This window comes from Pseudoalteromonas sp. 2CM37A, from assembly GCF_023161885.1.
GTDB lineage: Bacteria > Pseudomonadota > Gammaproteobacteria > Enterobacterales > Alteromonadaceae > Pseudoalteromonas > Pseudoalteromonas atlantica.
This window is the reverse complement of the sequence record NZ_JALNTJ010000006.1, coordinates 126262-149114: the sequence shown is the minus strand read 5'-3', so window position 1 is coordinate 149114 and position 22853 is coordinate 126262. Positions and strand designations below refer to the sequence as shown.

The 22853-nt window shown below is 41.6% G+C and carries 21 protein-coding genes; 11 read left to right on the top strand and 10 right to left on the bottom strand.

Annotation, left to right across the window (positions count from 1 at the left end):
* Positions 1-219: 219 nt before the first annotated feature.
* From lpdA to ampD, 6 genes are all read right to left on the bottom strand, one after another.
* The gene (lpdA, locus tag MTF68_RS15035) at positions 220-1647 is read right to left on the bottom strand and encodes a dihydrolipoyl dehydrogenase (RefSeq protein WP_029773352.1); all 1428 of its coding nucleotides are present in this window, start codon (positions 1645-1647) and stop codon (positions 220-222) included.
* Between the two features lie 175 nt (positions 1648-1822).
* On the bottom strand, positions 1823-3733 hold the full coding sequence (aceF, locus tag MTF68_RS15030) for a pyruvate dehydrogenase complex dihydrolipoyllysine-residue acetyltransferase (RefSeq protein ID WP_248462942.1): 1911 nt from the start codon (positions 3731-3733) through the stop codon (positions 1823-1825).
* Positions 3734-3743: 10 nt separating this feature from the next.
* A complete protein-coding gene (aceE, locus tag MTF68_RS15025) occupies positions 3744-6410 on the bottom strand; it encodes a pyruvate dehydrogenase (acetyl-transferring), homodimeric type (RefSeq protein WP_024031395.1) in 2667 nt (888 codons plus the stop codon).
* Positions 6411-6500: 90 nt separating this feature from the next.
* Positions 6501-7250, bottom strand: coding sequence for a pyruvate dehydrogenase complex transcriptional repressor PdhR (gene pdhR / locus MTF68_RS15020; protein WP_004588597.1), 750 nt, complete (start codon positions 7248-7250; stop codon positions 6501-6503).
* A gap of 401 nt (positions 7251-7651) precedes the next feature.
* Positions 7652-8503 carry a beta-lactamase regulator AmpE gene (gene ampE, locus MTF68_RS15015; protein ID WP_248462941.1) on the bottom strand — a complete coding sequence of 284 codons (852 nt, stop codon included), beginning with the start codon at positions 8501-8503 and terminating at the stop codon, positions 7652-7654.
* A gap of 13 nt (positions 8504-8516) precedes the next feature.
* The gene (ampD, locus tag MTF68_RS15010; protein ID WP_248462940.1) at positions 8517-9071 is read right to left on the bottom strand and encodes a 1,6-anhydro-N-acetylmuramyl-L-alanine amidase AmpD; all 555 of its coding nucleotides are present in this window, start codon (positions 9069-9071) and stop codon (positions 8517-8519) included.
* Between the two features lie 216 nt (positions 9072-9287).
* Between ampD and nadC the strand changes: the two genes are divergently transcribed.
* From nadC to yacG, 7 genes are all read left to right on the top strand, one after another.
* The gene (gene nadC / locus MTF68_RS15005) at positions 9288-10139 is read left to right on the top strand and encodes a carboxylating nicotinate-nucleotide diphosphorylase (RefSeq protein ID WP_248462939.1); all 852 of its coding nucleotides are present in this window, start codon (positions 9288-9290) and stop codon (positions 10137-10139) included.
* A gap of 469 nt (positions 10140-10608) precedes the next feature.
* The gene (locus MTF68_RS19735; protein ID WP_273607420.1) at positions 10609-11046 is read left to right on the top strand and encodes a pilin; all 438 of its coding nucleotides are present in this window, start codon (positions 10609-10611) and stop codon (positions 11044-11046) included.
* A gap of 112 nt (positions 11047-11158) precedes the next feature.
* A complete protein-coding gene (locus MTF68_RS14990; RefSeq protein WP_248462938.1) occupies positions 11159-12388 on the top strand; it encodes a type II secretion system F family protein in 1230 nt (409 codons plus the stop codon).
* A 36-nt stretch (positions 12389-12424) separates the two neighbouring features.
* Positions 12425-13315, top strand: coding sequence for an A24 family peptidase (locus tag MTF68_RS14985; protein WP_248462937.1), 891 nt, complete (start codon positions 12425-12427; stop codon positions 13313-13315).
* A 1-nt stretch (position 13316) separates the two neighbouring features.
* Entirely contained in the window at positions 13317-13937 is a 621-nt protein-coding gene (gene coaE / locus MTF68_RS14980) for a dephospho-CoA kinase (protein WP_126008291.1), read from the top strand.
* Between the two features lie 146 nt (positions 13938-14083).
* Positions 14084-15760 (top strand): type IV-A pilus assembly ATPase PilB, encoded by a 1677-nt coding sequence (gene pilB / locus MTF68_RS14975; protein WP_126008292.1) that lies wholly within the window; start codon positions 14084-14086, stop codon positions 15758-15760.
* Between the two features lie 47 nt (positions 15761-15807).
* Positions 15808-16038 (top strand): DNA gyrase inhibitor YacG, encoded by a 231-nt coding sequence (gene yacG, locus MTF68_RS14970; RefSeq protein ID WP_024031401.1) that lies wholly within the window; start codon positions 15808-15810, stop codon positions 16036-16038.
* Positions 16039-16105: 67 nt separating this feature from the next.
* Here yacG and MTF68_RS14965 read toward each other — a convergent pair whose 3' ends face one another.
* The gene (locus tag MTF68_RS14965) at positions 16106-16597 is read right to left on the bottom strand and encodes a Spy/CpxP family protein refolding chaperone (protein ID WP_248462936.1); all 492 of its coding nucleotides are present in this window, start codon (positions 16595-16597) and stop codon (positions 16106-16108) included.
* 175 nt (positions 16598-16772) lie between these two features.
* Here MTF68_RS14965 and MTF68_RS14960 point away from each other — a divergent pair, with 175 nt between their 5' ends.
* Genes MTF68_RS14960 through MTF68_RS14950 form a run of 3 tightly spaced genes read left to right on the top strand, consistent with a single transcriptional unit; the run spans position 16773 to position 19805 of the window.
* On the top strand, positions 16773-17462 hold the full coding sequence (locus MTF68_RS14960) for a response regulator (protein WP_004588608.1): 690 nt from the start codon (positions 16773-16775) through the stop codon (positions 17460-17462).
* Complete coding sequence (locus tag MTF68_RS14955) at positions 17440-18855, top strand: ATP-binding protein (protein ID WP_248462935.1); 1416 nt, start codon at positions 17440-17442, stop codon at positions 18853-18855. Before MTF68_RS14960 ends, MTF68_RS14955 begins: the two co-directional genes overlap by 23 nt.
* Before the next feature lie 2 nt (positions 18856-18857).
* On the top strand, positions 18858-19805 hold the full coding sequence (locus tag MTF68_RS14950) for an alpha/beta fold hydrolase (RefSeq protein WP_248462934.1): 948 nt from the start codon (positions 18858-18860) through the stop codon (positions 19803-19805).
* Here MTF68_RS14950 and MTF68_RS14945 read toward each other — a convergent pair.
* The gene (locus MTF68_RS14945; protein WP_348983629.1) at positions 19765-20682 is read right to left on the bottom strand and encodes a cation diffusion facilitator family transporter; all 918 of its coding nucleotides are present in this window, start codon (positions 20680-20682) and stop codon (positions 19765-19767) included. The two genes, MTF68_RS14950 and MTF68_RS14945, sit on opposite strands and share 41 nt — an antisense overlap.
* Before the next feature lie 108 nt (positions 20683-20790).
* Between MTF68_RS14945 and trmL the strand changes: the two genes are divergently transcribed.
* Positions 20791-21255 (top strand): tRNA (uridine(34)/cytosine(34)/5-carboxymethylaminomethyluridine(34)-2'-O)-methyltransferase TrmL, encoded by a 465-nt coding sequence (trmL, locus tag MTF68_RS14940; protein ID WP_004588612.1) that lies wholly within the window; start codon positions 20791-20793, stop codon positions 21253-21255.
* 99 nt (positions 21256-21354) lie between these two features.
* Here trmL and gpsA read toward each other — a convergent pair whose 3' ends face one another.
* Both gpsA and secB read right to left on the bottom strand, forming a co-directional pair.
* Positions 21355-22362 (bottom strand): NAD(P)H-dependent glycerol-3-phosphate dehydrogenase, encoded by a 1008-nt coding sequence (gpsA, locus tag MTF68_RS14935; protein ID WP_248462933.1) that lies wholly within the window; start codon positions 22360-22362, stop codon positions 21355-21357.
* Positions 22363-22365: 3 nt separating this feature from the next.
* Positions 22366-22851, bottom strand: a complete 486-nt coding sequence (gene secB / locus MTF68_RS14930; protein WP_004588614.1) for a protein-export chaperone SecB — start codon at positions 22849-22851, stop codon at positions 22366-22368.
* Positions 22852-22853: the final 2 nt, after the last annotated feature.

Genomic DNA, 22853 nt, shown 5'->3' with positions numbered 1-22853 from the left:
TCAGCTATCAGCTATCAGCTATCAGCTATCAGCTATCAGCTATCAGCTATCAGCTATCAGCTATCAGCTATCAGCTAGAAATTTTGCTCATATTAACTTACGTGTCAAGACGAGCTTCTCTTAAACTGACGGCTGACGGCTGACGGCTGACGGCTGACGGCTATAAAAACAAAAAACCCAAGCCGAGGCCTGGGTTTTTAAACAGTTAACTAAAAGAGTTTACTTCTTCTTTTTAACCGCTTTTTTGTTTGGTAAATCAGTGATTGAACCTTCAAAAATCTCAGCTGCAAGGCCAATAGACTCGTTCAATGTTGGGTGAGCATGAATAGTAAGCGCTAAGTCTTCACCGTCTGCGCCCATTTCAACTGCTAAGCCGATTTCGCCAAGCATTTCGCCTGCGTTAATACCCACCATAGCACCACCGATTACACGGCCACTGTCTTTATCAAAGATAAGCTTAGTAGAACCTTCAGTACGTGCAGATGCAATTGCGCGACCTGATGCAGCCCACGGGAATACCGCAGTTTCAATGCTTAAGCCTTGCTCTTTTGCTTCTTTCTCAGTCACACCTACCCATGCGATTTCTGGATCAGTGTAGGCAATTGAAGGAATACATTTAGGGTCGAAGAAGTGCTTCTGACCAGAGATAACCTCTGCTGCAACATGGCCTTCGTGTACCGCTTTATGCGCAAGCATAGGTTGGCCAACTAAATCACCAATTGCAAAAATATGGTCTACGTTAGTACGTAATTGCTTATCAACATTAATAAAGCCACGCTCATCAACATTAACACCTGCTTTATCAGCATCAAGTAAGTTACCGTTAGGCGTACGGCCTACAGCAACAAGTACTTTGTCGTAACGTACTGGCTCAGCTGGTGCGTTTTTGCCTTCAAAAGTAACGTATAAGCCATCATCTTTCGCTTCAACGCCAACAACTTTAGTAGAAAGCATAACATTGAATTTTTTGTTTACGTATTTTTGGTAAATCTTGATGATATCTTTATCCGCAGCCGGAACTAACTGATCTGCAAATTCAACTACATCAATATCAGAACCTAGTGCGCGGTAAACCGTACCCATTTCAAGACCGATAATACCACCACCTAAAACAAGTAGTTTCTCTGGTACGTCTTTAAGTTCTAATGCGCCAGTTGAATCAATTACACGGTCATCTTCTGGGATGAACGGTAAGCTAACAGGTTTAGAACCCGCAGCAATGATTGCGTTATCAAATGTAATAGTTGTAGTGCCGTCAGCACCTTCAACGTCTAAAGTGTTGCTGCCAGTGAATTTACCGTAACCTGGTACAACTTTAACTTTACGCATCTTAGCCATGCCGTCTAAGCCACCTGTAAGCTGGCCAACAACCGACTCTTTCCAAGAGCGAATTTTGTCTAAATCAATTTGCGGAGCGCCAAAAGTAACACCGTGAGATGACATTTCTGCAGCGTCATCAATCACTTTAGCCACGTGTAAAAGTGCTTTTGAAGGAATACAACCAACATTAAGACATACGCCGCCTAATGTTTCACGCGATTCTACTAATGTAACTTCTAAGCCCAAGTCAGCAGCACGGAAAGCCGCAGAGTAACCACCAGGACCACCGCCTAGTACAACAACTTGAGTTTTTAATTCGTTGCTCATGCTATTACCTTAATTGTTTGAACGGGACACTGCCCTAAAATTTAACTGCCATGTTTCTGCATGGGCAGAAAATCAGAGCAATTCACAAATAGTGCAAAGATTGTATCATTGCATATAGTAAAAATCCCAGCTAAAAACAACTGGCTGGGATTTGATTTTGTTCATATTGTAGCGATTACATCACTAATTGACGTATGTCGCTCATGTAGCTAGCAAGCGTTGCGGTAAAGCGTGCAGCTAGAGCACCGTCAATCACACGGTGATCGTACGACATAGAAAGCGGAACCATTAATTTTGGTTCAAAGTCTTTACCATTCCACTTAGGCTTCATTTCAGATTTAGATACACCTAAAATTGCAACCTCTGGTGCATTAACAATCGGCGTAAATGCCGTACCGCCAATACCGCCTAAGCTTGAAATAGTAAAACAGCCGCCTTGCATATCAGATGACGTTAACTTACCTTCACGCGCCTTTTTAGAAATATCCATCAGCTCGCGAGATAATTCAATAATGCCTTTTTTGTCCACATCTTTAAATACTGGAACAACTAAGCCATTTGGCGTATCTACTGCAACACCAATATTGATGTACTTTTTAAGGATAAGGCTTTCACCGTCTTCAGACAATGACGAGTTAAACGTTGGGAACTCAGCAAGTACTTTCGCTACCGCTTTCATCACAAACACAAGTGGTGTGATTTTAACGCCAAGCTTTTTCTTCTCGCTTAACACGTTTTGTTCTTTACGGAACACTTCAAGGCTGGTGATATCAGCTTCGTCAAACTGTGTAACATGTGGGATTTGCACCCAGTTACGGTGTAGGTTTTTACCCGACAGCTTTTGAATACGCGATAGTTTTTTCTCTTCAATTTCGCCAAATTTAGCAAAATCTACTTTCGGCCACGGAATTAAGCCAAGCTCACCACCGCCCGCATTGCCTTTACCAGCTGGTAATTGGCCTGATTCAACTTGCTTAACTAGGTTTTTAACATAGTTTTGCACGTCTTCTTTCACTACGCGGTTTTTACGCCCTGAGCCTTTAACGTTTGCTAAGTTAATACCAAACTCACGCGCTAAGCGGCGAACAACTGGCGATGCATGAGCATATGCGCTGTTGTTTTCAAAACCTTCATCGCTTGCTTTAGCAGCAGGTGCAGCTTGAGCTGGCGCAGACTCGGTTTTTGCTGGTGCAGCCGCTGGCTTTTGCTCAGCCGGGGCTACTGCTTTTGCTGGCGCACTGCCTGCAACTTCAAAAACAAACACAAGTGAGCCAGTTTTGACTTTATCGCCAGCGGCCACTTTAATTTCTTTAACGGTACCAGCAAACGGGGCTGGTACTTCCATTGCCGCTTTGTCGCCTTCAACGTTTAAGATAGATTGCTCTTCTTCAACCGTATCGCCAACAGCAACCATGATTTCAGTTACTTCAACTTCATCATCGCCAATATCAGGTACGTTTACTTCTTTTGTGCTTGGCTCGGCGCTTTGAGCAGACTCTGCTGGCGCAGATTCTTGCTTTGGCGCATCTGATGCAGGTGCACTTGAGCCAGCAACTTCAAAAACAAACACTAAAGAGCCTGTTTTTACTTTGTCGCCTTCGGCTACTTTAATTTCTTTTACAGTACCGGCAAAAGGAGCTGGTACTTCCATAGATGCTTTATCGCCTTCAACACTTAAAATTGACTGCTCTTCATCTACGCTGTCACCAACGGCGACCATGATTTCTGTTACTTCAACTTCGTCGTCACCAATATCTGGTACGGTTACTTCTTTAGTTGAAGAACCTGAAGCTTCTGCAGGTGCAGATGCCTCAGTTTTAGCTGGCGCTTCTGGCTCACTTTGTGAGCCTGACTCTTCGCCTTCAAAAATCATGATTAACGACCCTGTTGTTACCGTGTCGCCTTCGCTTACTTTAATTTCTTTGACTGTACCTGCTTGCGCAGCAGGTACTTCCATTGATGCTTTATCGCCTTCAACGGTTAGTAGCGATTGATCAACATCTACTTTGTCGCCAACGCTTACTAAGATTTCGGTTACTTCTACGTCATCGCCACCGATATCTGGTACATTAATTTCAATACTCATTGCAAACCTCTTATGCGTACAGTGGATTTAGTTTGTTTGTGTCAATGTCGAACTTTTTAATTGCTTCAACAACCACTGACTTTTCAACATCACCACGTTTAGCAAGTTCAGATAACGTAGCAACAACCACGTAGCTTGCATTAACTTCAAAGTGACGACGTAAGTTTTCACGGCTATCAGAGCGTCCGTAACCATCTGTACCAAGCACTTTATAGTTGCTGCTTGGAATAAATGAACGCGCTTGCTCCGCGTAGTTTTTCATGTAGTCGGTCGCAGCAACAGTCACTGAGTCGTTTAATACGCTAGTGATGTATGGCGTTTTTTGCTCGCTTTCTGGGTTAAGCATGTTGAAACGCTCAACGTCTTGACCGTCACGGGTAAGCTCATTGAATGATGTTACTGAGTAAACATCAGAAGCAATACCGTACTCTTCGCTTAAAATGGCTGCAGCTTTGCGCACTTCAGTCATGATAGTACCTGAGCTTAATAGCTGAACGTTGGCTTTTTTACCTTCGTAGCTTTCAAGCTTGTAAATACCTTTACGAATACCTTCTTCAGCGCCTTCTGGCATTGCTGGTTGATGGTAGTTTTCGTTCATAAGCGTTAGGTAGTAGTAAATGTTTTCTTGGTTTTCACCGTACATACGACGAATACCATCTTGAATAATTACCGCTACTTCAAATGCGTACGTTGGGTCGTAAGAAATACAGTTAGGAACCGTATTTGCAAGAATATGGCTGTGACCATCTTCGTGCTGTAGACCTTCACCATTTAGCGTAGTACGACCTGCTGTTGCACCTAATAAGAAACCACGTGCTTGCTGGTCACCCGCCATCCATGCCATGTCGCCAACACGTTGGAAACCAAACATAGAGTAGTAAATGTAGAATGGGATCATAGGTAAATCGTTAGTGCTGTAAGATGTTGCAGCAGCTACCCATGACGACATTGCACCTAGCTCGTTAATACCCTCTTGAAGTACTTGGCCTGATGTAGCTTCTTTGTAGTAAGAAACAATATCGCGGTCTTGAGGGGTGTAGTTTTGGCCATGTGGATTGTAAATACCGATTTGACGGAATAAACCTTCCATACCAAATGTACGTGCTTCATCAGCAATAATTGGCACAATGTTTTTGCCAATGCCTTTGTCTTTTAGTAACACGTTAAGTGCACGTACAAAGCCCATTGTGGTAGAAATATCACGTTTTTGCTCTTCAAGTAGCGGCTTAAATGCGTCTACTTCTGGCAGTTTTAGCTCTTCAGTAAATTTAGGAATACGTGTAGGTGTGTAACCTTTAAGTGCATCACGGCGTGCGTGTAAGTACTTGTATTCTTCCGAGCCTTCTTCAAGCGTTAAGTATGGAAGATCTTTAATTTGCTCTTCTGATACTAAATCTTGTAGGCCTAAACGGTCACGTAAGTGTTCAACATGGCTCATGTCCATTTTTTTCACTTGGTGCGCAATGTTTTTACCTTCTGCCGCTTCACCCATGCCGTAACCTTTTACAGTTTTAGCAAGAATTACGGTAGGACGGTCGTTGGTTTGCTCAGCTTTTTTAAATGCAGCATAAAGTTTTGATGGCTCATGACCACCACGCTTAAGCGCAAAAATTTCGTCATCAGTCATATCTGCAACAAGTGCAGCTGTTTCCGGATAACGGCCAAAGAAATGCTCACGTACGTACGCGCCATCTTTCGCTTTATATGTTTGGTAATCACCATCAATTGTTTCGTTCATCAACTGTAGTAATTTACCTGATGTATCTTTAGCTAGCAGAATATCCCATCCGCTACCCCATACAACTTTAATTACGTTCCAACCAGCGCCTTTAAATAGGCCTTCTAGTTCTTGAATAATTTTACCATTACCCATTACTGGGCCATCTAAACGCTGTAAGTTACAGTTAATTAAGTAACATAGGTTGTCTAGCTTTTCACGTGCAGCAAAAGAGATTGCGCCGCGTGATTCTGGCTCATCCATTTCACCGTCACCTAAAAACGCGTATACACGTTGGTTTTTAGTGTCTTTTAAGCCACGGCCGTCTAGGTATTTTAAAAAGCGTGCTTGGTAAATAGACGCAATTGGACCTAAGCCCATAGATACCGTTGGGAACTGCCAAAATTCAGGCATTAATTTAGGATGCGGGTATGATGGTAAACCTTTACCATCTACTTCTTGACGGAAGTTATCAAGCTGCTCAGCCGTAAGACGACCTTCAACAAATGCACGCGCATAAATACCCGGAGAAATATGACCTTGGTAGTAAACTAAGTCACCGCCGTCTACCTCATTTGGCGCTTTGAAAAAGTGGTTAAAACACACTTCATAAAACGCAGCTGATGATTGGTAAGACGCCATATGGCCGCCTAAGTCGAGATCTTTTTTCGATGCACGTAATACAATCATGATTGCATTCCAACGAATAATCGAACGAATACGACGCTCAAGGTTTACATCCCCTGGGTACGCCGGTTCTTGATCTACTGGAATAGTATTAACGTAGTTAGTTGTTGTGCCAGTTGGCATATCAACGCCGTCTAAACGGGCTTGCTCTAACACTTGCTCAAGTAAATACTGAGCTCGTTCAACACCTTCTTCGCGCACAACTGATTCAAGAGCTTGTAACCACTCTTGTGTTTCTAGCGCGTCTACGTCAATTTTATTGACTTCAGACATATGGAGGTTTCCTTATGTTTAAAATACGAATGTTGTTAATTTAATACCACGTATACCTAATTTAGTGTGTTCTAAGTACAGCGTATTAGCTTAATTTTGTTTTGTGCGTCTTAAACTACGTTCAATTCGCGAATGCTCTTTACCCGCTTCAAGTAATGCTTCTTCAATAAAGGCTAAATGGGCATTACTTGCTAAACGGGCTTGTTCTGGATTGCCCTCAATTACGGCATCCATTAATAAGCGCCGGTGCTGGGCTAATTGATTGCTAATATCTGGTTTTTTTAATAAAACCGTTAAGTTTTGCAATACATTTTGCTCCAGTAGCGCTTGCATGCCTCGCACTAAGTGAAGTAAAACCACGTTGTGTGAGGCTTCGGCTACACTAAAGTGAAACGCATTAATTGCTTTGGCTTTTAATTGTAAATCGTTATTAACTTGAGCAATTTTATCAAAGCTTTGTTTAACCTTGGTAAAATCGGTGCTGGTACCACGAAGCGCCGCATAATATGCAGCAATTCCTTCAAGTGCATGACGAAATTCAAGTAAATCGAACTGTGATTCAGGATGCTTACTGATCAAATCAAACAGCGGATCAGTGAGTCCTTCTTCAAGCTGATTTTTTACAAACGTGCCACCGCCTTGCCTGCGAGTGACCAATCCTTTTGCTTCTAGCTTTTGGATAGCTTCACGCAGTGAGGGGCGAGACACCTCAAACTGTTTTGCTAGTTCGCGCTCTGGCGGCAGTTTTTCACCTGGCGCTAATGAGCCCTCAAGAATCATATTCTCAAGTTGCTGTAAAATAACATCAGATAATTTTGCTGCTTTAATCTTTAAAGACATTAATCAACGTCCACGTTGCATAAATACTAAAAAGCCTAATTTTTAAGGCCTAGAGCTTGACGATTTACCCAAAAGGTAAATTGGTCATACCAAAAATTTTCAATAAGGTATCAAAAAGGCAAATAACTGTCAATTTACGGGTTATTTGAGCAATTAGAGTAGCGTAACGCATTTTGAACGAAGTTCAAACAATGCACAATTGAGGTTGTTTTATTCAAACGTTAACAAGATGAAAACAAATGGTCTGACCAGAGCGAATTAGAATATTCACTCTAGCTGAATTTATTGAAGAAATTAATTTTTGAATCAAAGAAGGTCGTAGCGGGTTTACCCCGCGACCAACACCCTCACCCCGATATTCATCCTAAGCGCGGCGTACATTGCGCGATGTAAAATCGCGACTACGATAAACCGCCAAATAAAGTAAGCAGTGCAATAAGTACTAAATAAAAAAGCACGTTGCGTTTAACTAATTTAATCATACAAGTGGCTTCAATAGCACATCCGTAATAACGCTGCTCTACTTGCTCAGCCGCAAGCGCTGTACATGTAACTACTTTGCGATTTGGCGTTTTAAAATCCAATACATAATGTAGCCAGCAGCTTGTACCTTTATTAAAGTTACCAATAACTAAGTAGCCAAAGCTTGCAACACGCGCTGGTAGCCAATCTAGCCAAAATAATAATTTATGCAGCAGCGTAAAACGATTTGCAAACACCACTTTATGGTTTTCTTTAACTAAATCGGCCAACGTACGCACTATTGCATACAACACGGCCCCTGGGGCGCCAAGCATTACAAACCAAAAAATAACGGCGCAATAAAATCTAAAATTAATCCACGCTAAGGTTTGCCCAAATGTTTCTCCGCCCTCTTCATCCTCTAGGTGTTTTTGCCCCATTTGTAGTGCGTATAATGAGGCCGCGGTTTTATCATCCCGCGTTAGTGCATTTAAATACGACTTATATAAAGCGCGGTGCTTAGCACAACCAAAACAAACCAATAAAACCGCAACATTAATAGCTAACTGCCAAAGTACAAAGTCTGAGAATACATATATAAGCGCAACAGCCACTACCGGCAAAAGTAACCAAATTAAAAAGCCAATTGCCGAGCTAAACAATCCGTTTTCACTAAGTAATTTACCCGAGCGATTTAAATAACCATTAACGTAATGGCTTATTTGCCAATACTGTGAGCGCGCACCTAAACGCTCAAGTATTAGTGCAATAATTATAGAAACTAAAATCATGATAGCGACTCACTTAATTTGCTTGTTCTAGCCTGCTTATATAAGCAGGCCAATTAAAACTTTCCCCAGGGTCGGTTTTTCGCCCTGGTGCTATATCGCAATGCCCTACTACTCGCTTAGTGGTGATAAGCGGGTAACGAGTCATAATTGCCTTTGTTAGGCTATGTAAGCTGGTGTACTGCGCCTGAGTGTAAGGTGTGGTATCTGTACCTTCAAGCTCAATGCCTATACTAAAGTTATTACATGCGCTTTGCCCTTCATATTCAGATTGCCCGGCATGCCACGCACGTTTATTAAATGGCACATATTGAATAATCTCGCCAGTACGTTTTATAAAACAGTGCGCTGACACTCTAAGCCCATTTAAATCACAAAAACTGGGGTGCGCATTACAGTCAATCTCACCCATAAACAGTGCATCAACGTATTCGGTGCCAAATTGCCCAGCCGGCAAGGAAATATTATGAATTACCAACAGCGAAATATTGGTATTTTCAGGGCGATCATCAAAATGCGTACAGGGCCGCTGCGTTATATTAGCGACAACTCCGCTTGAATCTATCTGCATTATTTTAATACCACGGTATACATAAACTTGATGCTAAAGGATTTATATAAAGAATGATAGCCATTGCGGTTAGCTAACATTCAGCTGGTAGCATTACTTTTAGTAGCCATACTATATATGTAGATGCAATAAACCCCTGCTCATTTAAAAGCGCTTCTATTAGTTATTTAAACATAGTAAAATTTGCTTAATTTATTAACACTTATGAGCCTTCATATGTCAATTTCGCACACGCTTATTACTCAACTTGTCACCCTCGCCCTAGATGAAGATCTAAATTATCAATCAGCACAAGACGGCGACATTACCGCACAGCTTATTCCACAAAACGAGCACGCAAATGCTAAAGTAATTACCCGCGAAGACTGCGTTTTTTGCGGTAAAGACATCATTATAGAAGTGTTTAAGCAAGTAGATCCAAGCGTTGAAGTAAACGTATTAGTAAATGATGGCGACTTTGTGCCAGCAAATAGCACCTTATTTACAGCTAAAGGTTCTGCCCGCGCTATTTTAACTGCAGAGCGTACCGCGCTTAACTTTGTACAAACGCTTTCGGGTACCGCAACCACAACTGCAAATTATGTAAAAGAGCTTAGCGGCACCACAACCCAGCTGCTCGATACCCGTAAAACAATACCAGGACTCAGGCTACTTCAAAAATACGCTGTAAAATGCGGCGGCGGTGCAAATCACCGTATAGGCTTATTTGATGCGTTTTTAATTAAAGAAAACCACATAGCAGCGTGTGGCGGAATTGATAAAGCAGTCGCACAAGCCAAGCAAAACCACCCTACAAAACCCGTAGAAGTAGAGGTTGAATCGTTAAATGAACTTGAGCAAGCTATTAATGCAGGCGCCGACATAATCATGCTCGATAATTTTAGCGTTGAACAAATTCAGCAAGCTGTGGTCACTACTAATAAGCGCGCTAAATTAGAGGTTTCTGGCAATATGACGCTAGAAACGCTTAAAATTTACTCGCAGGCAGGTGTCGACTTTATATCCAGCGGCGCACTTACAAAAAATTTACAATCAATCGATTTATCGATGCGTTTTGAGCAATTTTAAAGCAGCAAATTTCACTTTACTATAGCTAATCAATTGACAATCTAAGAAAAAAGGCTTTAAATAAGCCAAAAGAGCTGCTTTGTAACATTTTGTTAAATAAAGTATCCTTTTTAGAAAAATATGTGTGCTTTAAGCATAGAAAAAGTGTTACACTAACCCAGTTGTATTACTTCCTTGAAAAATATAGTAATAAGTAACTGCTTTTTGTTTTAATCTTCAAAAAATACCTAAAAGATTAAAGCAAATGGTCAGTATGTTTCCTATATTTAATCTACTTTGTGTTTAGGTAGCCTACGCAAGTTGCAACATAATGAACTCACATTTAGCTTTTGTGTTTCATACCTAAGGCTAAAAGTACGTGAAAATTTATTTTTAAGTAAATCTGTAAAGTTAATCAGGTAAATTAAGATTGGCACTTTCGCCACTAGCCTGATTACCTTACAAAACATTATCCTTTAGGAGAGGAAACATGAAAACAATGACTCAAAAACAACAGGGTTTCACCCTAATCGAATTAATGATTGTTGTAGCAATCATCGGTATTCTTGCAGCAATTGCGCTTCCTGCGTATCAAGATTACACGGCTCGCGCACAAGCAACTGAAGGTTTAAGTGCTACATCTGGATTACGTTCAGATATTGGTGTTTACATGTCTGAAAATGGCGGCGCAGCAGGTGTAGATGCTGATGCTGCCATTGATGCACAAGCAGATGCATTAGCTGGTCGTTACTTTTCTGCAACAGGTGTAGATGTGGCTGCAGGTGGTGTAGTTGAAATAACATTTGATGATGGTGCTCACTCAGGTGAGACTATGTCTTTAACACCTACAGTTGAAGCGAGCGGTCAAATTTCACGCTGGGTTTGTAGTGGCTTAGATGCTCAATATCTTCCTTCGGCATGTAGATAAGCCTACATCTTTAGATGTTGGATAATTAAAATCATTAAAGCAAGAGAGAAGTTTAAAGTTTTCTCTTGCTCCGTTTTACTACCTTTTAATATCGAATCTATTCAGGTCCATTATGTCAAAAAAACTAGAACAAAAAGGACTCGATACATTTTTATGGATTGGTGTAAGCGCAAGAGGTAAACGTTTAGAAGGAGAAATAACTGGAAACAGCATAGCTTTAGTAAAAGCACAACTTCGTAAACAAGGTATAACTCCTTCAAAGGTTAAGCGTAAAGCTAAACCTCTTTTCGGCATTAAAAGCGTTCAAAAGATTACCCCTAAGGATATTGCCTTAGTCACTCGCCAAATTGCCACTATGCTGATGGCGGGCGTACCACTAATTCAAGCTATTGAAATGATTGGTTCTGGCTCTACTAACAAAAGTATTGGTAAGTTAATGGAGACTATTGGCGATGAAGTTAAAGCAGGTCAACCTCTATCTACGGCGCTCAGAAAACACCCCCGCTATTTTGATGATTTATATTGTGACTTAGTTGCGTCGGGTGAACAATCAGGTGCGCTTGATAAAATATTTGACCGTGTTGCTTTATACAAAGAAAAATCAGAAGCGCTTAAGTCAAAAATTAAAAAAGCCATGTTTTACCCTATCGCGGTTTTAGTGGTTGCGCTTATAGTTACCTCAATACTTTTAATTTTTGTAGTCCCACAGTTTCAAGATATATTTGAGGGGTTTGGTGCGCAACTTCCTGCATTTACTTTGTTTGTAATTGGTATATCTGAATTTATGCAAGAGTATTGGTGGGTAGCGCTAATTACTATCGTTGCTGCTGGTTGGACTTTTAAAGAGGCTAGTTTAAGAAGCTTAAAACTCAGAGACGCAACAGATAGAGCCATATTAAAACTGCCAGTGATTGGTATGATTTTAAATAAAGCCGCTGTTGCGCGTTATGCTCGTACGCTTTCGACCACCTTTGCTGCAGGTGTACCCCTTGTTGATGCACTGGACTCAGCTGCTGGCGCTTCAGGCAATGCGGTATATCGCTATGCTATTTTAGATATTAAAGCAGAGGTGAGCTCGGGTAATCAAATGAACTGGGCAATGCGTAACTCTAAAATATTCCCCGATATGGTCATTCAAATGGTAGCCATTGGTGAAGAGTCCGGCTCGTTAGATGGTATGCTAGCCAAAGTAGCGACTATTTACGAGCAAGAAGTAGATGATGCGGTGGACGGCCTTTCGAGCCTACTAGAACCACTTATTATGGCCGTTCTCGGTGTGTTAGTTGGTGGTTTGATTATCGCTATGTACCTACCTATTTTCCAACTAGGTGCCGTTGTTTAGATACTTATTTGAATAATAATTAATTTGTCGGTTTATATGCAAAGTATTATAGAAGTAATGCAAAGCCAATTGTGGTTTTATTTAACCACGGTTGGCTTAGTCAGTTTATGTGTAGGTAGTTTTTTAAATGTAGTTATTTATCGACTGCCGTTAATGATGCAGCGAGAATGGCAAAGTGAATGTAGGTTATTATTAGAAGATGAACTAACAGCCAAACCTACACAAGCCAGTAACAGTGAGTCATTTAATTTAGTAAAACCTAATTCTACCTGCCCTAAATGCAAAACCGCGATTAAGCCTTGGCAGAATATCCCTATTATTAGTTGGATTGTGCTTAAAGGTAAATGCGCTAATTGCAGTAACCCAATATCAGCGCGTTACCCGATAGTTGAAGCCATTACCACCCTATTAAGTTTAGTTATTGCCTACACTTTTGGGGCTACTGAGCACGCCTTTTTATATATTTTTGTAACCTGGATTTTAGTGGCGCTCACCTTTATTGATATTGACCACATGCTACTGCCCGATCAGCTCACTTTACCTTTAGTATGGCTTGCGCTTATAGCCGCTGTAATGGGTATAACAATAAGCCCGAGCGAAGCAATAGTGGGGGCAGCATGCGGCTATTTAAGCCTGTGGAGTGTATTTTGGCTATTTAAGCTATTAACCGGTAAAGAAGGCATGGGCTATGGCGATTTTAAGTTACTGGCCGTGTTTGGCGCACTGCTTGGCTGGCAGTCGCTATTAACCATTATTTTGCTTTCAAGTGTGGTCGGCGCCATTATTGGTATTGCCCTTTTAAGTATCCAAGGTAAAGACAAAGCAACACCCATTCCATTTGGCCCCTACTTAGCCATAGCGGGTTGGATAGCACTGCTGTGGGGCGCTCAAATTCAAGCTGCGTATTTTAATTTAATTGGTTATTAGTATGAATGAGCCAGCAACTAAAATAAACAATTGGGTATTGGGTTTAACAGGCGGTATTGGCTGCGGTAAAACGGCTGTTAGTAATATGTTTGAAGAACTGGGTATTTGCGTTGTTGATGCCGACATTATTGCTCGCCAAGTAGTAGCGCCTAATAGCACAGGGCTAAATGCAATTATTGAACACTTTGGCGAGGGTATTTTACTGCCCGATGGTACATTAAACAGAGCAGGGCTGCGCACTAAAATATTTACCAACAATGATGATAAAGAGTGGCTTAATGCACTATTACACCCACTTATTCGGGAAAAAATACTCACCGATTTAAATAATGCAAGCAGTGCTTATGTTGTATTAGTTGCACCATTATTGTTTGAAAATAAACTTAACAAATACTGCAACCGTACTTTATTGATTGATGTACCACAGCCTGTGCAGATTGAACGTACTATAAAACGCGACAATATTAGCCTTGAGCAAGTAAATAGCATTATAGCGTCGCAAATGCCACGGGAAGAAAAACAACAAAAAGCTGATGATATTCTAAATAATGACCGCGATTTATCGCTTGTTCATGCAGAACTTGTTGTTCTTCATAAAAATTACCTACAATATGCAGTATAAAATACAACTAATACCCCTTAATGCTGTCATAACAACATAAACTCGTAATTTAGTTAGCAAAAAAGGTGTTGATAAGCACAGCGAATTTAATCACCTGCTTTTTTCTGATAAATTGTTAACTATTGAAGGACTAAAATAGGTGCGCAATGAATATTAACTCACCGTTATTGAGAAAATTTATAACGCTTGGCCGCATTGATGCCGATACCGTAAAAGCAAAACAGCAAGAGTTTGCCTCAACCGCTGAGCTTATATCTAAATGTGGAAAAATTGACAGCAACGACTTAGCTGAACAATGTATAGACTTATTTCGCGTACCGTATTTTGATTTAAAAGACTTCGACCCTGCACAAATCCCCGAAGACTTAGTTAAAGAAAAGCTAATACGTAAACACCACATTTTACCGTTGGTTCAAAAAGGCAGAAAAGTATACATTGCCGCCTCAGATCCGACTGATTACGGTGCCTTTGAAAACTTTGAATTTAGCACCGGCTTATCGTGCGAAATAGTCGTGGTTGACTATATTCAGCTGGATAGCAAAATTGAGCAACTACTTGATGCTGCAGGCAGCTTAGATTTAAGCGCCGATGAATTTAAAGAGTTTGCCGACTTAGATAATGAAGGCCCTAAAGAAACCACACCTAAAGATGATGATAAAGACGATGCGCCAATCATTGTTTATATCAATAAAATATTAATGGACGCCATTAAAAAAGGCGCTTCTGATTTACACTTTGAACCTTACGAGCACAAATACCGTATTCGCTTTCGTATTGATGGTATTTTGCATGAAGTTGCCAACCCTCCCAATACCTTAGCAAGTAAACTGTCGGCGCGTATCAAAGTAATGTCGAGGCTCGATATTGCTGAAAAACGTAAACCACAAGATGGCCGTATTAAATTAAAAATTACCGAGCGTAAAAGCATCGATTTTCGTGTAAGTACTATGCCTACGTTATGGGGCGAAAAAATAGTAATGCGTATTCTTGATTCATCAAGCGCTATGCTAGGTATTGATGTACTCGGCTATGAAGAGGATCAAAAAAAGCTCTACATGGATGCGCTTGGGCAACCACAAGGCATGATACTTGTTACCGGCCCAACGGGCTCTGGTAAAACCGTATCGCTTTATACAGGTTTAAATATACTTAACCAGCCAGAGCGTAACATTAGTACCGCCGAGGATCCGGTTGAGATAAACCTTGAAGGGGTTAACCAAGTACAAATTAACCCTAAAGCCGAAATGACCTTTGCTAACGCCCTGCGTGCATTTTTACGTCAAGATCCAGATGTAGTGATGGTAGGTGAAATACGTGACCTAGAAACCGCAGAAATTTCAATTAAAGCGGCGCAAACAGGTCACTTAGTACTATCAACACTACATACCAACTCAGCGCCGGAAACCATAACGCGTTTATTAAATATGGGCGTGCCTGCGTATAACGTGGCAAGCTCTATAAGTTTGATTATTGCCCAGCGCTTAGCTAGGCGTTTATGCCCTAAGTGTAAAACCCCTGAAACACTGCCAGCAGAAGAGTTGGCTCGTCAAGGATTTAGCACAACACAAATTGAAGATATGACACTATACGCACCCAAAGGCTGCGAAAACTGCACCGATGGTTACAAAGGCCGTGTGGGTATTTACGAAGTAATGCAAATTACCCCTGAAATTGCACAAATTATTATGCGCGGTGGCAACTCGCTCGAAATCGCAGAGGTATCGCTACAAGCTGGGTTTAATAACTTGCGATTATCGGGTTTACGAAAAGCCGCCGATGGTTTAACGTCTCTGGCTGAAATTAATCGCGTAACCAATATGTAGAAGTGATAGCCCTAATTAGGGCTAAAACACATTGTAGAGAGTAAAGTATGCCAACAATTGTTAACTGTCCAACCTGTAAAAACAAAGTTGAATGGTCACAGCAAAGCCCACACCGTCCTTTTTGTTCTAAGCGCTGTCAGCTTATTGATTTAGGTGAATGGTCTTTTGAGAACAATAAAATATCAACGCCTATTACCTCGGCTAACCAAATTAGCCAAGATATGATTGAAGATATTGAAGAGATGATGGCTAAAAACGATGACGACTTTTTTAAATAAGCGTTTTTCACCCTCTTAAACGACAAAAGCCAGCATTAAGCTGGCTTTTTAGTGTTTAATCTATAAATTAGTCTCTTTGCTTACGGTGTTTTTTACCCATACGCTTTTGCATTTTTGCAAACTTTTCTTGCTGCTCTGCGCTAAGTACCTGCATTACTTGATGCTGTGTTTTTAGCTTAATTAAGCCAAACTCAGTGCCTTTTTCATGGCGTGCAGCTAATAGCTCTTTTGCAGCGTTTTCGTCAAATGTTGGTGCACTAAGTAGAGCATCCATTTTCTCTTTTTGAGCCTTGCGCTGTGCTTTACGGGCTTCTTTATCATCGCCGCGCAGTGCTTTCATCTGTGTTTTTTGCGCTTCAAAAATAGCTTCAAGCTTAGTTTGCTGTTCTTGCGTTAAATCGAGCTTGTCGGCACCGCGCTCAGATAATAAAAAACGCGCTTGAGAATGGCCTTGCTTATGGTGCATGCCGCCTTTTGCTAATACGCTACCGGCGCCAAGTGTAGCCGTTGCTAGACCACAAATAAGTACTAATTTTGAAAGTGTATTTACTTTAGTCATAATCATCACCTTAATATTGGATGGATTGAATTTGGTTGTGGCTGCTTAGCCAGTGAGTTAACTATACCTCTTGCAACGCAAAGTAACGCAAAGCAGTGTAAAGGTTGTGTAAAGATTCACTTTTGCACAATTTAAGAAGTAAAATAACCATATAGAAATTGCCTAAGGGTTTGAAATGAAGCTATTAATGATTGATGACGACACCGGTTTGTGCGAACTACTTACTGAATATTTAGCCGCGCAAGGTTTTGACGTACAAAGCGTTCACGATGGTGAGCAAGGTTTAAAGCTTGCTCTATCAAATGACTACGCGCTGATATTGCTTGATGTCATGCTCCCCACCCTTGATGGCTTTGAAGTTCTTAAACAACTTAGGCAAACAAAGCTAACACCGGTTATTATGCTCACTGCAAAAGGCGAAGACTTTGATCGCATTTTTGGCTTAGAGTTAGGCGCAGACGATTACATACCCAAGCCCTTTAATCACCGCGAGTTACTTGCCCGTGTAAAAGCCATTACCCGCCGTATAGAGCACATAAATAGCCTAAACGTTGCAACGCCTAGCAAAATGAATATAAATGGCATTACGGTTAATCTGGCAGCCCGAGAGGCCGCTATTAACGAGCACACCCTCACGCTTACTGGCACAGAGTACGAAGTACTGGTGTTACTAATTAAAAACGCCGGCGAAGTTGTCAGTAAAGAGCAAATAAGTGAAGAAGTATTAGGCAGGCGCTTAGCTTCGTTCGACCGCTCAATTGATATGCACGTTAGCAATATTCGTAAAAAAATAGCTGAGCATATTCAAGGCGAGCGAATAAAAACAATGCGAGGAACAGGTTATGTCTTCATCCAAGGTGAGTAATAAACATTACTTTGCATGGCTAAAGCACCCTCGGCATTATTTATTTTTTAAAATATTTATTTGGTTTTGGCTAACAATAACAGGCACGGTGGCTGCGCTTATATTCTTAAGCAACATTACGGCAATTAATGCAGTAAGCACCGAGCCTTTGCGTGGGCCAATGAAAAAAAACCTAATTTATACTGCCAAAAGCATTGAGCGAAGCGCCACTAAGCACAAACGCACCCTTGCTGATGTTTTATCGCACCCCAGGCTTTCAAAACGAAAGATTTTATTTTTAGGCGCAGCACAACCCGAAGATGCATTAAGCAATAAAGAGATCCCCGCTGAAATAGATTTAAACTTACTTAGCTTTAGTCAAAACTTGGCGCCACAGGTCATTTTTACCGAAAAATACCAAGCTTTCGGCCCTGTTAATATTAACGTGCCAGAGGGGCAGTTTTACCTCTACGAAATAGACATTAACCACCAACCTCCTTTGCTCATGCGCTTTAAGTTAATGCCAAATTGGATGAAAGTACTCGTGGCTATTTTTGCTTCTTTAATCCTGAGTTTTATTTTTAGCCGCAATTTAATCGCCCCAATTAACAGCCTTAAAAAAGCAGCTATAAAGCTTTCATCTGGCGATTTATCAGCGCGAGTTGCCATACCTGCAAGCAGAAAAGACGAGTTAGGAGTACTTGGGCGTGACTTTAACAGCATGGCTAATCAGCTTGAGCAACTTATTAGTGCCCAAAAGCGCTTACTGGCTGATATATCTCATGAGTTACGCTCCCCGCTTACGCGTTTAAAAATGGCAACAGGCCTTGCACAAATGCAAGCCAACGAGGCAAGCCAATCGTATTTATTACGTATAGAAAAAGAAGCAAACCAGCTTGATAAAATGATTGCCGACGTGCTGCAAGTGTCGCGTTTAGAAGCGCAAAGCCAAACACTGTCACTACAAAAGCAATCACTAAAAGATATAGTAGAGCACGTATTAAACGATGCGCAGTTTGAAGCTAAGCAAAATACTAAAACACTTACTTTTAGTGGCAATGCCGATGTAATGCTAAGCTGCGATGAATCATTAATTGCCAGCGCACTCGAAAACCTATTACGTAACGCAATAAAATACGCGCACAGCAACATTAGCTTTAACGTACACTATAAAAACCAAATCTATATAGAGATTTGCGACGATGGCCCTGGCGTTCCAAATGAGCAACTTAGCAAGCTTTGTGAGCCCTTTTTTAGGCAATCTGACGCTCGCGACAGAGTAAGTGGCGGCACAGGGCTTGGCTTAGCTATCGCTAAAAATGCTATTATTGCCCACGGCGGTAGTTTAGCGCTATCTAATAAAGAAAAAGGCGGGCTTTGTGCCAATATCACCCTGCCACTAATTAAAGAGTAAGCATGTTTTACAGTACCGAATCAGCGCTTGAAAGTAACCAAGCACGCATTAATCACTTTTACGAAAATGTACTTAATAAAAACTATTTTAATGCATCTGAAGGTAAACTGTTTTTTGCTTACGCAGTGCCAGAAACAGCTAACACTGCCATAGTAATTAGCTCTGGGCGCATAGAAGGGCTTGAAAAATACAAAGAGCTGCTGTGGGAGCTTTACACGAATAACTATGCGGTATTTATAGCCGACCACCAAGGGCAAGGCCGCTCGTATCGACCGTTAAAAAATAAGCACAAAGGGTATGTAAAACGCTTTAGTGACTACAGTGCCGACTTAGATTTATTTAATCAACATATTGTAAATAAAAACTGGCAAGGCAAAAAAATATTATTAGCCCACTCTATGGGCGGCGCTATAGCGTACGATTATTTTGCAAATTACCCGCATACTTTCAGCGGTGCGTTTTTATCAGCGCCCATGTTTGATATTTACACTAAAGGTATTCCTAAACCGGTGGCTAAATTTATAGCCCGCGCCGCCTCAAAGCTCGGTTTTGGCTACAGTTATGCGCTAGGGCAAAACGATTACAACCCAGAAGAATTTGCGCTTAATACTTTAACCAGCAGCCAAGTGCGGTACAACCTATTTAGGCTCACTTATCAACAACAGCCACTTTTACAGTTAGGCGGCGTTACATATGGCTGGTTAAATGCAAGCTTTGCTTTTATGTCTGCCGTGGATACCCACACAATCAACCTCCCTATTTTTATTGCCAGCGCACAAAACGATGAAGTGGTTGATAACAACGCGCAACAAAAGCTCGTAAATAGGCTCCCTAATGCCGAGCTGAAAAGCTTTGCAGGGGCTAAACACGAGTTATTGTTTGAACGCGACGAAATTAGAAAACCTGTACTTATGCGCTTGTATCAGTTTTGTTCTTCGTTTGATACTTAGGTACCACCGAAAGCGGATCTAGATGAATTAAAATATCAACCTCAGAGTCAAAGCGCTCGGCAAGCGCCTTTTCTACATCGTCAGCCACATTGTGGGCACATATTAAACTTAAATGATCATCAAGCTCTAAGTGCATTTGCATAAACTTAATTTTACCGCCTTGGCGAGTGCGAATATCATGTACACCGTGTACATCTTTATGTGCGTTAGCAATATCTAAAATACTTTGCTTTTCGTCATCTGGGAGTTCTTTATCCATTAGATGATCGGCACTCTCACACGCAATATCCCAACTGTTATAAAGTAAGTAACCGGCAACGCCTATGGCAAACAGCGGATCTGCGTATAACACCCCATAGTATGAGAGCAAAATAGCAAGCAATACCGCGGCATTTAAAATTAAATCCCCTTTGTAATGCACCGAGTCTGCTTTAATAGCGATGGATTCGGTATGCTTAACCACTTTGATCTGAAAAAACACAATCACTAACGTACAAGCAATAGCAAATATACTCACCCACACACCTAACAGTGAATGACTAAGCACAATTGGGTTAAATAATCGCTCAATACCATGAAACGCCAATAAGCACCCCGACCCTGCTATAAACGCAGCCTGGCCAAGTCCGGCTAGGGCTTCTGCTTTGCCGTGGCCAAAACGGTGATCGTCATCTGCTGGGCGCAGTGCATACCCTAGCACTAAAAAGCTCATGGCCGTGGCGGTAATATCCATTAATGAATCGGTTAATGAGCCAAGCATAGAAGCTGAACCCGATGCCAACCACGCCCAGGTTTTAGCGGCTATCATTAAGCTAACCATAACCATGGTAACTATGCTTGATGTTTTAACCCAAAATTCGTAACTACGGTGATGCACGTTAATATTCACTACTTGCGGTATTCAATGGCGCGAGTATATCATTTTTTTTACCGGTTTCGTGTATACTGCCACTCGTCAAATTATAGATTAATAGAAAGGCGCATTATGCTGGATATCGTTTTATATCAACCTGAAATTCCACCAAATACAGGAAATATCATACGCTTGTGTGCAAACACAGGTTACTCACTGCATTTAATTGAGCCATTAGGTTTTGAGTGGGACGATAAGCGAGTAAAACGTGCCGGGCTAGATTACCACGAGTTTAGTAACGTACAGCGCCATGCCTCGTTTGAAGCCTACCTTGAAAAGTGCCAACCTAAAAAAGTGTATGCATGCACCACTAAAGGCAGCCAGTTTCATCACGAGGCCAGTTACCAAGCAGGTGATTGCTTGGTGTTTGGGCCCGAAACTCGCGGCCTCCCCGATGAGATGATTCAAGCGCTACCTAACGATCAGCGTGTGCGCATTCCTATGCAGCCCAATAGCCGTAGTATGAACCTATCAAACGCTGTGGCGGTATTCGTTTATGAATCTTGGCGCCAGCTAGGCTTTCCTAACGCGCAATAAACACCTTGTACCAAATAATAAAAAAAACCGACATAGCGTCGGTTTTTTTAATAGCACAGCATGTTCATGCTTTTAATAAAGTGAGCATTATATGCTCATTTATTCGGCGCGCTGCTCTCGGCCTAATAGTGCCATGGCGGCTTCTTTCATATCTTTATTTTCATAAAGTACTTTATAAATTTGCTCAGTAATAGGCATTTCTACACCGGCGCGTTGTGCTAATAAATACACTTCTTTTGTGTTTCTAAAGCCTTCAACAACTTGCCCGATAGACTCAATAGCAGCATCAACCCCTTCACCTTTACCTAATGCCAAACCAAAGCGACGGTTGCGCGATTGATTGTCGGTACATGTTAAGATTAAATCGCCAAGTCCAGCCATACCCATAAAGGTTTCTTGCTTTGCACCTAAGGCACACCCTAAGCGCGTTAGCTCAGCTAAGCCGCGAGTGATCAGTGCAGTACGTGCATTAGCACCAAAGCCCACCCCATCAGACATACCTGCACCAATGGCTATTACGTTTTTAACCGCGCCACCTAACTGAATGCCAATAAAGTCATCGTTGTTATACACGCGGAACGAGCGCCCACAATGGAGTAAATCTGCAAGTTGTTGCGCAAACACCGTTGAGGTAGACGACACCGATATCGCAGTAGGTAGCCCTATTGCCATTTCTTTTGCAAAGGTTGGCCCTGATAAAACCGCAAGCGGCATCTCATCACCTAGTTCCTGCAGGGCAACCTCTTGTAACAAGCGACCAGTATTTGGCTCAAGCCCTTTTGTTGCCCACGCAACTTGCGCACCTTCAACCAGCGCAGGTTTAATTTGCTGCAATGTATCTGCAAAGGCATGGCTTGGCACAACCACAAGTACAATGGCACTGCTGGCTACGGCTTGTTGTAAATCGGCTTGTAATAAAAGAGTGTCGGGGAATGGTACATCAGGAAGGTAACGTTGATTTTTCCGCTCAGCTGCAAGCGTGGCAACGTCGTCGCTATTGCGACCCCAAAGTGTCACTTGGTGACCATTTCGGGCTAAGCAAATAGCAAGAGCGGTGCCGTAAGACCCCGCTCCTAATACAGTAACAGCTGAAGTTGCTGTACTCATAAATTATGCGTCTGCTGAAACCTGCTCAGCTTGCGCAGTACGTTGTTGCATGTATTGTGCAAATAACGCATCAAAGTTCACTGGCGCAAGGTTAAGCTGTGGGAAAGTACCACGGTTAACAAGATTAGATACAGCTTCACGCGCGTATGGGAATAACACGTTAGGGCAGTATGCACCTAGCATATGTGCTAGTTGTACTTCTTCAAGCTCACCAACTGTAAAAATACCGGCTTGCTGAATTTCACATAAAAACGCAGTTTCTTCACCAATAGAAGCAGTAACCGTTAGTGCTAAAACCACTTCAAACACACCTTCGTCTAGCTTATTAGAGCGCGTGTCTAGGTCTAGCTTCACTTCTGGCGTCCATTCTTTTTGAAAAATCGCAGGCGAGTTAGGCGTTTCAAACGATACATCTTTAGTGTAAATACGTTGAATAGTAAATTGTGCGCCACCTTCTTGTGCTGCTGCGTTTTGATTTTCTTCGTTCATTG

Coding starts and splice junctions, on each gene's coding strand:
- coaE (WP_126008291.1), top strand. CDS start 13,317: ATGAATGAGCCAGCAACTAAAATAAACAATTGGGTATTGGGTTTAACA.
- secB (WP_004588614.1), bottom strand. CDS start 22,851: ATGAACGAAGAAAATCAAAACGCAGCAGCACAAGAAGGTGGCGCACAA.
- MTF68_RS14955 (WP_248462935.1), top strand. CDS start 17,440: ATGTCTTCATCCAAGGTGAGTAATAAACATTACTTTGCATGGCTAAAG.
- aceF (WP_248462942.1), bottom strand. CDS start 3,733: ATGAGTATTGAAATTAATGTACCAGATATCGGTGGCGATGACGTAGAA.
- trmL (WP_004588612.1), top strand. CDS start 20,791: ATGCTGGATATCGTTTTATATCAACCTGAAATTCCACCAAATACAGGA.
- MTF68_RS14990 (WP_248462938.1), top strand. CDS start 11,159: ATGTCAAAAAAACTAGAACAAAAAGGACTCGATACATTTTTATGGATT.
- gpsA (WP_248462933.1), bottom strand. CDS start 22,362: ATGAGTACAGCAACTTCAGCTGTTACTGTATTAGGAGCGGGGTCTTAC.
- yacG (WP_024031401.1), top strand. CDS start 15,808: ATGCCAACAATTGTTAACTGTCCAACCTGTAAAAACAAAGTTGAATGG.
- aceE (WP_024031395.1), bottom strand. CDS start 6,410: ATGTCTGAAGTCAATAAAATTGACGTAGACGCGCTAGAAACACAAGAG.
- MTF68_RS14960 (WP_004588608.1), top strand. CDS start 16,773: ATGAAGCTATTAATGATTGATGACGACACCGGTTTGTGCGAACTACTT.
- MTF68_RS14985 (WP_248462937.1), top strand. CDS start 12,425: ATGCAAAGTATTATAGAAGTAATGCAAAGCCAATTGTGGTTTTATTTA.
- pilB (WP_126008292.1), top strand. CDS start 14,084: ATGAATATTAACTCACCGTTATTGAGAAAATTTATAACGCTTGGCCGC.
- MTF68_RS14950 (WP_248462934.1), top strand. CDS start 18,858: ATGTTTTACAGTACCGAATCAGCGCTTGAAAGTAACCAAGCACGCATT.
- ampD (WP_248462940.1), bottom strand. CDS start 9,071: ATGCAGATAGATTCAAGCGGAGTTGTCGCTAATATAACGCAGCGGCCC.
- ampE (WP_248462941.1), bottom strand. CDS start 8,503: ATGATTTTAGTTTCTATAATTATTGCACTAATACTTGAGCGTTTAGGT.
- pdhR (WP_004588597.1), bottom strand. CDS start 7,250: ATGTCTTTAAAGATTAAAGCAGCAAAATTATCTGATGTTATTTTACAG.
- nadC (WP_248462939.1), top strand. CDS start 9,288: ATGTCAATTTCGCACACGCTTATTACTCAACTTGTCACCCTCGCCCTA.
- MTF68_RS14965 (WP_248462936.1), bottom strand. CDS start 16,597: ATGACTAAAGTAAATACACTTTCAAAATTAGTACTTATTTGTGGTCTA.
- lpdA (WP_029773352.1), bottom strand. CDS start 1,647: ATGAGCAACGAATTAAAAACTCAAGTTGTTGTACTAGGCGGTGGTCCT.
- MTF68_RS19735 (WP_273607420.1), top strand. CDS start 10,609: ATGAAAACAATGACTCAAAAACAACAGGGTTTCACCCTAATCGAATTA.